10 protein-coding genes and 1 pseudogene are annotated in these 12,731 nt (G+C 70.7%); 8 read left to right on the top strand and 3 right to left on the bottom strand.

Going from position 1 to position 12,731, the window contains the following annotated elements; all coding sequences use genetic code 11:
- Positions 1 to 112 precede the first annotated feature (112 nt).
- Together BR98_RS04195 and BR98_RS04190 are read right to left on the bottom strand one after the other, a co-directional pair.
- On the bottom strand, positions 113 to 1,141 hold the full coding sequence (locus BR98_RS04195; RefSeq protein WP_232247233.1) for a carbohydrate kinase family protein: 1,029 nt from the start codon (positions 1,139 to 1,141) through the stop codon (positions 113 to 115).
- Positions 1,134 to 2,192, bottom strand: a complete 1,059-nt coding sequence (locus tag BR98_RS04190) for a LacI family DNA-binding transcriptional regulator (RefSeq protein WP_035840201.1) — start codon at positions 2,190 to 2,192, stop codon at positions 1,134 to 1,136. Before BR98_RS04190 ends, BR98_RS04195 begins: the two co-directional genes overlap by 8 nt.
- A 148-nt stretch (positions 2,193 to 2,340) precedes the next feature.
- Between BR98_RS04190 and BR98_RS04185 the strand changes: the two genes are divergently transcribed.
- From BR98_RS04185 to BR98_RS04165, 5 genes are all read left to right on the top strand, one after another.
- The gene (locus tag BR98_RS04185) at positions 2,341 to 3,480 is read left to right on the top strand and encodes a substrate-binding domain-containing protein (protein ID WP_035840200.1); all 1,140 of its coding nucleotides are present in this window, start codon (positions 2,341 to 2,343) and stop codon (positions 3,478 to 3,480) included.
- Between the two features lie 237 nt (positions 3,481 to 3,717).
- Positions 3,718 to 4,752, top strand: coding sequence for an ABC transporter permease (locus BR98_RS04180; protein WP_051969286.1), 1,035 nt, complete (start codon positions 3,718 to 3,720; stop codon positions 4,750 to 4,752).
- Positions 4,749 to 5,534 (top strand): ATP-binding cassette domain-containing protein, encoded by a 786-nt coding sequence (locus BR98_RS04175; RefSeq protein WP_035840198.1) that lies wholly within the window; start codon positions 4,749 to 4,751, stop codon positions 5,532 to 5,534. The genes BR98_RS04180 and BR98_RS04175 overlap by 4 nt, the downstream gene beginning before the upstream one ends.
- Positions 5,531 to 6,538: an aldose 1-epimerase gene (locus BR98_RS04170; RefSeq protein WP_035840196.1), complete on the top strand. Its 1,008-nt coding sequence runs from the start codon at positions 5,531 to 5,533 to the stop codon at positions 6,536 to 6,538. The genes BR98_RS04175 and BR98_RS04170 overlap by 4 nt, the downstream gene beginning before the upstream one ends.
- 50 nt (positions 6,539 to 6,588) lie before the next feature.
- Positions 6,589 to 9,132 (top strand): glycoside hydrolase family 32 protein, encoded by a 2,544-nt coding sequence (locus BR98_RS04165; RefSeq protein WP_035840194.1) that lies wholly within the window; start codon positions 6,589 to 6,591, stop codon positions 9,130 to 9,132.
- Positions 9,133 to 9,242: 110 nt separating this feature from the next.
- Here the strand turns inward: BR98_RS04165 and BR98_RS04160 are convergent, their stop codons facing one another.
- Positions 9,243 to 10,898, bottom strand: coding sequence for an IclR family transcriptional regulator domain-containing protein (locus BR98_RS04160; RefSeq protein WP_035840191.1), 1,656 nt, complete (start codon positions 10,896 to 10,898; stop codon positions 9,243 to 9,245).
- Between the two features lie 157 nt (positions 10,899 to 11,055).
- Here BR98_RS04160 and BR98_RS04155 point away from each other — a divergent pair, with 157 nt between their 5' ends.
- The 3 genes and pseudogenes from BR98_RS04155 to BR98_RS04145 all read left to right on the top strand — a co-directional run.
- A complete protein-coding gene (locus BR98_RS04155) occupies positions 11,056 to 11,853 on the top strand; it encodes a CoA transferase subunit A (RefSeq protein ID WP_035840190.1) in 798 nt (265 codons plus the stop codon).
- Positions 11,850 to 12,494, top strand: coding sequence for a CoA transferase subunit B (locus BR98_RS04150; RefSeq protein WP_035840188.1), 645 nt, complete (start codon positions 11,850 to 11,852; stop codon positions 12,492 to 12,494). The genes BR98_RS04155 and BR98_RS04150 overlap by 4 nt, the downstream gene beginning before the upstream one ends.
- Before the next feature lie 72 nt (positions 12,495 to 12,566).
- Positions 12,567 to 12,722, top strand: a pseudogene (locus BR98_RS04145) (3-oxoadipyl-CoA thiolase); the annotation flags it as partial.
- Positions 12,723 to 12,731 lie beyond the last annotated feature (9 nt).

Raw genomic sequence — 12,731 nt, 5'->3', positions numbered from 1 at the left:
GGAGGGTCCGCCGATCGGCCCGCTGATACGGCACCGGAGCGTCACCCGTCCCAGGGCAGCACGGCTGCGCGGGTCGCCGACGACGCTCGTCGGGCGGTCGATCCGCCATTGCTCAGCCGGCCCTCCCGGGGAAGCAGAGGTCTGCTGGTGTGAGCGGGGCGCGGGCAGAGCCGTCGGGCCTGGGCAGCGCCGACGGCGGGTCGGCGCCGATGCGCTCGCAGGTCAGTGAGGAGACCAGGATCGCGTCGTCGGAGGCGCAGGCGAGCGTCGCAAGGGCTGCTCGCCGGAGCAGTTCGGGCGTGCGGAGGCCGCGGCGTACGAGGGCGTCGAGGAAGCCGGAGGTGAAGGCGTCTCCCGCGCCGACGGTGTCCACGACGGCGACCTTGCGTCCCGGGCGCGTGACGGGCTGCTCGCCCGGGCGGAACAGGTGGGCACCGTCGGGGCCGTCGGTGATGACGACGAGCAGCGCGCCCAGACCGAGCCAGCGTGCGGCGACCGCCTCCAGGGGCGTGTCCGGATAGAGCCACTCGACGTCCTCGCGGCTGGCCTTCACCAGGTGGCTGCGGGCCACGGACCGTTCCGCCAGCGGCCGGCCCTTGTCGGGACCGCCGAGAAGGAACGGGCGGATGTTGGGGTCGTAGCTGATCAGGACCTGGCCGCGGTCGTGCAGTCGGGAGGCGAGGGCGTGGATGTGTGCGTCGCCGGGCGCGGTCCAGGAGGCGAGGGACCCGTGGTGCAGGACGGCGGTGCCGGGCGGGAGGTCGGCGGTCTCGGCGGCGGACCACTGCCAGTCGGCGGTGCCGTCGAGGTAGAAGTCGTAGTGGGCTTGGGCGTGTTCGTTCAGCGAGACGATGGCAAGGCTGGCGGGCTCGGCGGCGCGCGGCGCATGGGTCAGATCGATGCCTTCGGCTTCGGCGTGAGCGCGCAGGATGCGGCCGAACGCGGTGTCTGCCAACCGGGCCATCAGCGAGGTGCGCAGGCCCAGCCGGGCCAGACCGACGGCGACGTTGAAGGGGCTGCCCCCGGGGAGCGCGCGGAAGTCGCCGGGCCGCTCGCCGGGGACCATGTCGATCAGCGCTTCGCCGATGACTGTCACCACCGGGGCCGGGGAAGCCGAGGTGCTCTCGCTCGTTTCAGCCACGGGTGCCTGCTCCTGTCGTCAACTCGCCCGAGCCGCGCTGGATCAGCTGGGTGGGCACGATGAGGGTCTCGGTCTGCGAGGTGTCGCCGTCGAGCCGGCGGAAGAGGGTCTTGGCGGCGAGCCTGCCCAGCGCGTCGGCGTCCTGGGCGATCACCGAGACCCCGGGTTCCAGCATGTCGGCGAGCGGGAAGTCGTCGAAGCCGACCATGGCCACCGCGCGGTGCTGCCTCAGCCGCCGCAGCGCCCGGCAGGTGGCGATGGTGACCAGGTTCTGGCTGGTGAACAGGGCGGTGGGCGGGTCGGGGAGGGCGAGCAGCTGCTCGACGGCCTCCTCTGCGGCCTCGGCGGTGCGCAGGCCGTGGCGGATGAGCGCCGGGTCGAGCGGAACGCGGGCGAGGTTCAGTGCGTGCTGGTAGCCGTCGAAGCGGAGGGCGGCGGTGGGGATGGAGATCTGGTCGCCGAGGTAGGCGATGCGCCGGTGCCCTGCGGCGAGGAGGTGCTCGACAGCGGTGATCGCGCCCTGCCGGTTGTCGGAGACGACGGCGTCGGCGCCCAGCAGACTCGGTTCGCGGTCGACGAAGACCAGTCGGGTGCCGGCCTGCTGCTCGGTGACCAGGTAACTGTGGTCGAGCCCGGCGGGGACCATCACCAGGCCGTCCACGCGCCGGTCCAGGAGTGCGCCGACCAGTTCCCGCTCGCGGGCGGGGTCCTCGTCCAGACTGCCGAACAGCACCAGCACGCCCCGGCTGCGGGCGACATCCTCGACCGCGCGCATCAGCGCCGCGGAGAACGGGTTCGCGGCGTCCTCGACCAGCATGCCGATGGTCGCGGTGCGCCCGTCCCGGCGGCGGAGGTTGCTCGCCGTCAGGTTGGGCCGGTAGCCGAGTTTTCGGGCGGCTTCGTTGACGCGGGCGGCCAGTTCGGGGTCCACGGTACTGACCCCGTTGACGACCCGGGAGACGGTCTTGATGGAGATCCCGGCCAGTGCTGCGACGTCCCGCATCGTGGGCCGGGCGCTGGGCGCCCCAGCCTCCGGTTTGCCCAGAGTCATCGTTGTCTCCATGACGTCGGCGTTACCAATTCGTTAACTGAGCACTTGTCATCAGTGCCTTGACGCAGTCTGCCATGCAGGAAACGATCGCGTCGAGTCAACGTTGTCTCGCCATCGCGGCGCGATGGTTACGAAGGGACGAATCACCATGAACCACTTCGACACCGTTCACGTCTCGAACCCGCGCCGCCGGATTCGGCGCAACCAGGTGGCCGCCGCGGGTCTCGCGCTCGGCCTCGCCACCGCGCTGGCGGCCTGCAGTTCCTCCACCACCACCGCCTCGTCCGGTAGCGGCTCCTCCGGTGGCTCCGGCGGCGGCAAGGTCGGGGTCTCGCTCATCCTGAAGACCCTGACCAACCCCTACTTCGTGAGCATGGAGAACGACGCCAAGGCCGCGGCGGCCAAGGACAACGTGAGTCTCACGGTGGCCGCGGGCACCAAGGACGGCGACACCCAGACGCAGATCTCGGCGATCGACAACGCGATAGCGCGCGGCGACAAGGGCATCCTGATCACCACGAACGGCGACGCGGTCAACGCGGCGCTCAAGCAGGCCAAGCAGGCCGGCCTCTTCGTCATCGCGCTGGACACCGCGCCGAACCCGCCGAGCACCGCCGACATCACCTTCGCCACCGACAACACCGCGGCGGGCAAGCTCGACGGCCAGTACGCGGCGGCGGCCCTCGGCGGCAAGCCCGCCGTCATCGCCATGCTCGACCTGTTCAACAACCAGGTGGTCTCCGTCGACATCGACCGCGACCACGGCTTCCTGCAGGGCATGGGCATCGACCCGGGCAGCACCACCCAGAACGGCCAGGAGGCCAAGACCGGCAGCTACTCCGGCGGCTCCTACACCGTCGCCTGCCACCAGCCCACCCAGGGCGCCATCGACGGCGGGCGCACCGCGATGGAGAACTGTCTCTCCGCCAACCCGAACATCAACGTGGTCTACGCCATCAACGAGCCGGCCGCCGAGGGCGCCTACAACGCCCTGAAGGCCGCAGGCAAGACCGGCCAGGTCGCGATCTACGCGATCGACGGCAGTTGCGCCGGGCTGAAGCTCGCCAGTAGCGGTGAGTTCACCGCCGACGCCGTGCAGTACCCCGGCAAGATGGCCTCGCTCGGCGTCGACGCGATCGCCAAGCTGGCCCGCGGCGGCTCCAAGCCCAGCGTCACCGACGGCAAGTCCTTCTACGACACCGGCACGGCCCTGGCCGCGACCAAGAGCGTCTCGGGCGTCACCGTCCAGTCGCCCGCCGACGCCGCCTCGGCGTGCTGGGGCAGCTGACCTGCGGGCCCTACCGCGGCCCCTCGGCAGACCGGGGGTGTCGCCGGCAGCTGTGCCTGCCGCCGACACCCCCGGCCGACCACCAGGACCAGACCTCCCGGACCAGACCTCCCGGACCAGACCATCCGGACCAGACCATCCGGACCAGACCATCCGGACCAGACCATCCGGGCCAGACCTCCAGGTCGACCGACCGGACCGTACGGGCGGCCGACCAGCTTCGAAGTTAGGACAGCCGTGACCATCCAATCGAGCGGCGAGACCGCGCCCACGACGGCGGAGGACTTCCTCAACCGCCCCGCCAGCGTGGGCCAGCGCGTCCACGCGGCACTGCACCGCCAGCCCGCGCTGAGCCCGGCGATCGTCCTGCTGCTGGCAGGCGTCGCCTTCGCGCTCCTCAACAGCCGCTTCTACGCGCTCCAGAACCTCTCCCTGGTCGCCCAGCAGGTCGCCGTCGTCGGAGCCCTCGCCGCCGGCCAGACCCTGGTCATCCTCACCGCCGGCATCGACCTGTCCATCGGCGCGGTGATGGTGCTCGCGTCACTGGTGATGTCCAAACTGGTCTTCGACAGCCACGTCAACGGGGTCCTGGCCCTGCTGGCGGGAGCCGCCATCGCGATCGCGGCCCAGGCAGTCAACGGCCTGCTGGTCACCCGGATCAAGCTGCCCCCGTTCATCGTCACCCTCGGCACGCTGAGCGTCTTCACGGCCATCACGCTGATCTACGCCAAGGGCCAGACCGTGGCTCTGCAGCCGGGCAGCTTCCTGCTGTGGAGCGCGGAGAGCATCTCCATCGGCTCGCTCCACATCACCACCGGCGTGCTGCTGATGATCGCCCTCTACGGGGTGCTCGGATTCGCGTTGCGCTACACCGCCTGGGGCCGTCACCTCTACGCGGTCGGCGACGATGTCGAGGCGTCCCGGCTGGCCGGCATCTCGGTCAACCGCGTGCTGCTCAGCGCCTACATGGTCGCCGGGCTCGCCATCGCGGTGTCCGCCTGGATCCTGGTGGGCCGGGTCGGAGGCGGCGACCCCAACAGCGGGATCAGCGCCAACCTGGAGTCGATCACCGCCGTCGTCATCGGCGGCACCAGCCTCTTCGGCGGACGCGGCGTCATCTTCGGCTCGCTGATCGGCGCCCTGATCGTCCAGGTCTTCGACAACGGGCTGGCGCTGGCCGGGTTCGACCCGAACTACCAAGTCCTCGCGGTCGGCCTGCTGGTCATCGCCGCGGTGTCCGTCGACCAGTGGATCCGGAGCGTGAAAGCATGACCACCCCCACCAACGCCCCCGTCCTGCAGGCCAAAGGCCTGGTCAAGACCTTCGGCCGGGTCGTCGGCCTGGACGACGTCGACCTGACGCTCCACCAGGGCGAGGTGCTGGCCGTCATCGGCGACAACGGCGCCGGCAAGTCCACCCTGATCAAGTGCCTCTCCGGCGCGCTCGTCCCGGACGAGGGAACCATCCTCGTCGACGGCGAGCCGGTCCAGTTCAAGCGCCCGCAGGACGCCCGCGACGCCGGGATCGAGACGGTCTACCAGACCCTGGCCGTCGCCCCGGCACTGGACGTCGCCAGCAACCTCTTCCTCGCCCGGGAGATCCGGCGCAAGGGCCTACTGGGCTCGGTCCTGCGGATGCTCGACACCGGAGAGATGAAGCGCCAGGCCGAGGCGCACGTCAAGCGGCTGGGCATCAGCACCCTGCAGAACATCAACCAGGCGGTGGAGACCCTCTCCGGCGGCCAGCGCCAAGCCGTCGCCGTCGCGCGGGCCGGGGCTTTCGGCGGCAAGGTCGTCATCCTCGACGAGCCCACTGCCGCGCTCGGCGTCCGCGAGACCGGCCAGGTCCTCAAACTGGTCCGCGACCTGCGCGACCAAGGCCTCGGCGTCATCCTGATCAGCCACAACATGCCCAACGTCTTCGAGGTCGCCGACCGCATCCACATCCAGCGGCTCGGCGCCTGCGCCGGCGTCATCACCCCGCAGTCCCACTCCATGGAGGATGCCGTGGCCGTCATGACCGGCGCCAAGAAGCTTTCCCCAGCCACCACATGAGCGCCTGGACCATCGAGCGGTTCACCTGGGGAGGCGAGCCCTGCCTGGCCGTCCGCGACCACGGCGGCACCGTGCATGCCGCCGTGGCCCTGCACGGAGCGACCCTGCTCAGCTGGCAGATCCACCAGGACGGCGAACCGCTCCAGCTCACCGACGGCTACCGCGATCCCGCCGAGTTGCACGAGCAGTCCGGGGTGCGCAACGGAGTGCTGGCGCCCTTCCCCAACCGCGTCGCCGACGGCCGCTACCGCTTCCACGGCCGGGAGCACGACCTGCTCCCGGGCGTGGCGGGCGACCGCACCGTCTACCACGGCTTCGCCCGCAGCCTGCCCTTCGCCCTCGAGCACGCCACCGCCACGGCCGACAGCGCCCAACTGGTCCTGCGCAGCAACGAGATCCGACCAGGACGCTTCGACGGCTACCCCTTCTCCCTCGACCTCACCGTCACCTACACCATCACCGAAGACGAACTCGTCCTCGACATCCACGCCACCAACACCGGCGACACGACAGCGCCGTACGCAGGCGGCTGGCACCCCTACTTCCAACTCGGCGACGGCACAGCGGACATCGACGACCTGGAACTGCGCATTCCGGCCGGCACCCTCATCCGCACCGACGACGCTCTCATCCCCGTCGACGGCCCCGACTGCCGCATCGACCTGAACGACCTACCGGAGATGGACTTCCGCGACGGGAATCCGCTCGGCCGACGCGTCATCGACGCCTGCTACGCCGACCTCCAGTTCGGGCCCGACGGCCGCGCCGAGACCATTCTGCGCGACCCGAAGACCGGCCACGAGCTGCGGATCTGGCAGGAGAGCGGCTACCTGCACGTCTTCACCGGCGACACCCTGCCCAGAGACCGGCGCAAGTCCGTGGCCGTAGAGCCGGTCGAGGCCATGACGAACGCCTTCAACCGCGAGGAGTTCGGACCCGCGATCACCATCGACCCCGGACAGACCCGCCGGTTCCGCTGCGGCGCCAGGCTCGTCCGCGCCTAGGGGTCTGTCCAGCACCACGCCAACCAGCCTCCGGAGAAAGGCGAAGCAGCATGTCCAGACCCACCCGCCGGAACCGTAGACTCCTCGCCGCCACGGCCGTCCTGTCCGGGCTGGCCCTCATCACCTCCTCGCCCGCCACCGCCGGCACCCTCCAGGACGAGCAGTACCGGCCCCAGTTCCACTTCACCCCGGCCCAGAACTGGATGAACGACCCCAACGGCCTGATCTGGTACAGGGGCCAGTACCACCTGTTCTTCCAGTACAACCCGTCCGGGAACACCTGGGGCAACATGTCCTGGGGTCACGCCGTGAGCACCGACCTCGTGCACTGGACCCAGCTCCCGGTCGCCATCCCGCAGGACGACAACGAGATGGTCTTCTCCGGCAGCGTCGTGCTGGACAAGGACAACAGCAGCGGCCTCGGCACCACGGCCGACCCTCCCCTGGTCGCCGTCTACACCAGCTTCGTGAAGGCCACCGGAGTCCAGCGGCAGTCCCTCGCCTACAGCACCGACGGCGGCCTGACCTGGACGAAGTACGCCAACAACCCGGTGCTCGACATCAACTCGCAGAACTTCCGCGACCCCAAGGTCTTCTGGTACGCCCCCACCCACAGTTGGCTGATGGCCGCCGCCCTCTCCGACCAGCACAAGGTCTCCTTCTACAGTTCCACCGACCTCAAGAGCTGGACCCACCTGAGCGACTTCGGTCCGGCCGGGGCCACCGGCGGGGTGTGGGAGTGTCCGGACGTGTTCCCGCTGGCGGTGGACGGCGACCCGAACAAGACCAAGTGGGTCCTGGCCGTGGGCCTCAACCCGGGATCCATCGCCGGCGGTTCCGGCGTCCAGTACTTCGTCGGGGACTTCGACGGCAGCAGGTTCACCGCCGACGACGGCTCCGCCACCCCGCCGCCCGGCACCGCGCTGCAGGACTTCGAGTCCGGTACCTTCGGGAACTGGACCACGACCGGCACGGCCTTCGGCAGCGCGCCGGCGACGGGGGCGCTGGCCGGCCAGAGCACCGTCACGGGCGCAGTCGGCAGGTACTTCGCCGACAGCTTCAACGGCGGCGACGCCTCCACCGGCACCCTCACCTCGCCGGCCTTCACCGTCACCGGCAACTACATCAACTTCAAGGTCGGCGGCGGCAACCACCCGCACCTCCCCGGCACCGTGCTGGGCGACGAGCCGGTGCCCACCGGCGAAGTCCTCGCCGACTTCGAGGGCAGCACCTACTCCAGCCCCGTCGGCGACTGGACCACCACCGGCACCGCCTTCGGCACCGGACCGGCCCAGGGCACCCTCCCCGGCCAGCAGCAGGTCTCCGGCTACCTCGGCCACGGGCTGGTCAACAGCTACCTGAGCGGCGACTCCTCCACCGGCACCCTCACCTCACCGACCTTCACCATCGACAAGAAGTACCTGGACTTCCTCATCGGCGGCGGCGACCACCCAGCCTCCTCCGACGCCCCCACCGCGGTCGAACTCGTCGTCGACGGCAAGGTGGTGCGCTCCGCCACCGGCACCGACAACGAAGCCCTGAACTGGGCCTCGTGGGACCTGTCCGCCCTGCAGGGCAAGCAGGCCCAGATCAAGGTCGTGGACGACGACACCGGCGGCTGGGGCCACCTCAACCTCGACCAGGTCGTCCTGTCCGACACCCAGGCCCAGCCCCGGTCCACCGAGACCGGCGTCAACCTGCTCGTCGACGGCAAGATGGTGCAGAGCGCCACCGGCTCCGACTCCGAGAACCTGGACTGGGCGTCCTTCAACACCAGCGCGTACCAGGGCAAGCCGGTCCAGATCCAGCTCGTCGACAACAACACCGGCGGATGGGGCCACGTCCTGGCCGACCAGTTCGAAGCCGCCGACCAGCCCGCGCTGTCCACCGTCCAGCGCGCCCACTGGATCGACTACGGCGAGGACTTCTACGCCTCCCAGACCTACAACGACGCCCCCGGCGGCCGCCGCATCATGATCGGCTGGATGAGCAACTGGAACTACGGCGGGAGCATCCCCACCAGCCCCTGGCGCAGCGCCGACACCTTCCCGCGCCAGCTCGCGTTGCGGACCGTGGACGGCAAGGTCCAGCTGCTCCAGCAGCCGGTAGACGAACTGGCCACCCTGCGCGCCGCCGGCACCCACGTTTCCACCACCACCGCCACCAACACCACCACGGCGCTCGGCGTGCAGGGCAGCACCCTCGAGCTCCAGGCCGCCCTCACCGCCGGCACAGCCACCGACTTCGGCCTCGACGTGCGAACGGGGTCCGGGCAGCGCACCCGGATCGGCTACGACACCACCACCGGCGAGGTGTACATCGACCGCACCGGCTCCGGCGCGGTCGACTTCGACCCCTCCTTCCCCGGCGTCCAGCGCGCCCCCCTCGCCCTCGACGGCGGGACCCTGCGCCTGCACGTCCTCGTCGACTCCTCCTCCGTCGAGGTGTATGCCGAGAACGCCCACGGCGACCAGGTCGTCCTCACCGACCAGGTCTTCCCCGACCCCTCCAGCACCGGTGTCGACCTCTTCGCCGACAACGGCACCGCCACCCTCAGCAGCATGCAGGCGTGGCAGCTGAACTCCAGCCGGTGATGACAGCCCTCGAAGCGTCGTCCGAGGACGCTGCCGACCCGCGTCGCACTCGGCGAGACGATCAAGGTTGCGACCTGGGCGGATGGCTGATCGGCACCCGCAGTGTCACTTCATCGGATGCGGGATCCGGTGAAGCGTGAGACGACGGCCAGGTCGTCCCCGATCCGGCTCGCGGCCTCCCGCAGCGGGGGGAGGACGGTGTCGCGGATCTGGTCGGCGGTGCCACGGCTGGCGTGCAGGGCGACGTTGGCGGCGGCGATCACCCGTCCGAGGTCGTCGGTGACGGGGGCGGCGAGGGAGCACAGCCCCTCCTCCAGTTCCTGGTCGACCAGCGCCCAGCCCTCCCTCGCCGCCGTGGCCAGAGCACGTGAGAGAGCCGGGACGGTCGTCTTGCTGCGTGCGGTGAACTGACGAGGCGTCACCCGGCGCAGGTGATCCAGACGTTCCTGCTCGGGCAGCGCAGCCAGGAGCACCCGGCCCATCGAGGTGGCGTATGCGGGGAACCGGGTGCCCACGGTGATGTCGACCCGCATGATGCGGGAGGCGGTGACGCGGGCGATGTAGCGGATGTCGTCGCCGTCGAGGACGGCGACGGACGCCGATTCGTGGACCTGCTCCACGAGGGCGGCCAGATGGGGCCTGGCGATCTGGGCGAACGTCAGTTGGGACAGGCGCGGGAAGCCGAGGTCCATGACGCGGGGGAGCAGCCGGTAGCCGTCCGGTTCGGCGGCGGCATAGCCGAGGTGCTGCAGGGTGATCAGGGCCCGGCGTGCCGTGGCGCGGGGGAGTCCGGTGGCGCGCGCCGTGTCGGCCAGGCTCATGGTTCCGCGCCGCGACCCGAGGGCGCGCAGGACGTCGAGTCCGCGCGCCAGCGACTGCAGGAATCCGGAGCCCAGCTCCTCCTTCAGCGAGCTGTCGAAGGCCGCGACGGCGTCGGTGGGCGGCGCAGGGGCCGGGGCCCGGGAGCGCAGCGTGTGTTCCATGGCGTCGACGGTGGAGCGCAGCTGGGGGAGGGCGTGCTCGGCCAGTGACGGGGCGGTGTGGCGGCTCGTGTGGCTGACGACGCTGACGGCGCAGACCGTGGCGCCCGAGGGGTCGCGGACGGGCAGGGCCACGGCGACCAGCCCCGGCTCGATCAGTTGGTCGTCCACCGACCAGCCGGCCTCGCGGGCCGCCCGCACCCGGTCTTCGAAGTCCGCCTCGACCTTCCGGTCGTCGTCGGCTCCGCTCCGCTTCGGGACAGCGGGGAAGCGGCTGTCGAGCGGATCCGTCCGGCGCCGGGACAGCCAGCGCTCGCGCTCGACCTCGGTCCACCGGGTGGCGAACAGAGCTCCGGGCGCGCAGCGCTCGGCCGGCAGCAGGTCGCCGATCCGGAAGGAGACGGCCATCGTCCGCCGACGCGGTGCCTGGGTGATGAACCGCACGCCGTCCTCGTCGGGTACGGCGATCGATACGGACTCGTCCAGCCGGTCGGCGAGTGCGAACGCGTGCGGCGCGAGCGCCTCGGGCAGTCCGCAGGATGCCAGGTAGGCGTTGCCGAACTCCATCAGCCGGGGGGTGAGCATCAGGTCGCGCCCGTCGGAGCGCAGATGGCCGAGGCGGGTCAGCGTGGTCGCCACCCGGTCGACGGTCGAGCGGGCCAGTCCGGTCTCCCTGGCGAGGTCGCCGGCGCGCTGCCGCGGACTCGGGTCGGCCGCCATGGCGCGCAGTACCGCCAGGCCGCGCTCCAGCGGCCGGACTGATTCGTCCGGAGAAGAGGCGGTCATCTCGGACCTTCCTGATCGGTGGCACGGAAGTGATCGGTGGCACGGAAGCCATGGCGCGGCATTGACACGGCCGGTACGGCGGCGCACACTCTGGCCCTGCCATTATGCACCATCGTTCACCAGGCGAACGCGATGGTTCGACGGAATGGGTCAACACATGGACAAAGTGGTTGCGACCGCCGAGGAGGCGGTCGCGGACATCGGGGACGACTCCTCGCTGGCCGTCGGAGGGTTCGGCCTCAGCGGCGTACCGAACGTACTGATCCAGGCGCTGTTCGGGCACGGATCCAGCCGCCTCAGCGTGGTCTCCAACAACTGCGGCGTGGATGGCGGCGGCCTCGGTCTGCTGCTGGAGGTCGGCCGGATCAGCCGGGTCACCGGCAGCTATGTCGGCGAGAACAAGGAGTTCGCCCGCCAGTACCTCGGAGGCGAACTGGAGCTGGAGCTTGTCCCGCAGGGGACGCTGGCCGAGCGGCTGCGGGCCGGCGGCTGCGGCATCCCGGCGTTCTTCACCCCGGCCGGCGTCGGCACCCAGGTCGCCGACGGCGGGCTGCCCTGGCGCTATGCCCCGGACGGCAGCGTGGCGGTCGCCTCGCCGCCCAAGGAGGTCCGCGAGTACGACCGGCGCGAGTACGTCCTCGAGCGCGGCATCACCACCGACTTCGCCCTGGTCCGGGCGGCCAGGGGCGACCGCCACGGGAACCTGGTCTTCAACAAGGCCGCGCGCAACTTCAACCCGCTGGCGGCGATGGCGGGCCGGATCACCATCGCCGAGGTCGAAGAGCTCGTCGAGCCGGGCGAGTTGGACCCGGACGAGGTGCATCTGCCCGGTGTGTTCGTGCAGCGCGTGGTCGCGCTGACCCCGGAACAGGCCGCCGACAAGGGCATCGAGCGGCGAACGATTTCCGCGCCTCCGGCACGAGGGACAGTCATCGAGAAGAGGACAGCGCAGTGAGCTGGACCAGGCAGGAGATGGCGGCCCGGGCCGCCCGGGAGCTGGCCGACGGCAGCTACGTCAACCTCGGCATCGGGCTGCCCACGCTGGTGCCCAACTACCTTCCCGAGGGCGTCGACGTCGTCCTCCAGTCGGAGAACGGCCTGCTCGGCGTCGGCCCGTACCCGACCGAGAGCGAGGTCGACCCCGATCTGATCAACGCCGGCAAGGAGACCGTGACCGTGCTCCCGGGCGCGGCGTTCTTCGACTCCGCCCTCTCCTTCGGGATGATCCGCGGTGGCCACATCGACGCCGCGATCCTCGGCGCCATGCAGGTCTCCGCCCGCGGCGACCTGGCCAACTGGATGATCCCCGGAAAGATGGTCAAGGGCATGGGCGGCGCGATGGACCTGGTCCACGGCGCCCGCAAGGTCATCGTGGTGATGGAGCACACCGCCAAGGACGGCGCTGCGAAGGTCGTCGCCGAGTGCTCGCTCCCGCTGACCGGCCAGGGCTGCGTCCACCGCGTCATCACCGATCTCGGCGTCCTCGATGTCACCGACGACGGGCTGGTGCTGGTCGAGACCGCCCCCGGGGTGACCCCCGAAGAGATCGTCCGGCGCACGGCGGCGCCCGTGCGGATCGCCGTCCCCGTCGGCTGACCACCCCCAGGAGCCTCCATGACCAGGGACGTCTACATCGTCGATGCCGTCCGCACACCCGTCGGCAGGTACGGCGGCGCCATCGCCATCGGTCACCCCCTCGGCGCGGCCGGCGCCCGCCTGGCCGGCACCGTCGCCCACCAACTCAAGGCCCGGGGCCGCGGCACCGGCGTCGCCACGCTGTCCATCGGCGTCGGCCAAGGACTCGCCCTCGTCCTGGAAAGGTAACCAACCGCC

Origin of the sequence: Kitasatospora azatica KCTC 9699 (assembly GCF_000744785.1) — a bacterium.
Classification (GTDB): Bacteria; Actinomycetota; Actinomycetes; order Streptomycetales; family Streptomycetaceae; genus Kitasatospora; species Kitasatospora azatica.
Note: the sequence above shows the minus strand (reverse complement) of the source record. Positions and strands in the feature narration are given on the sequence as shown.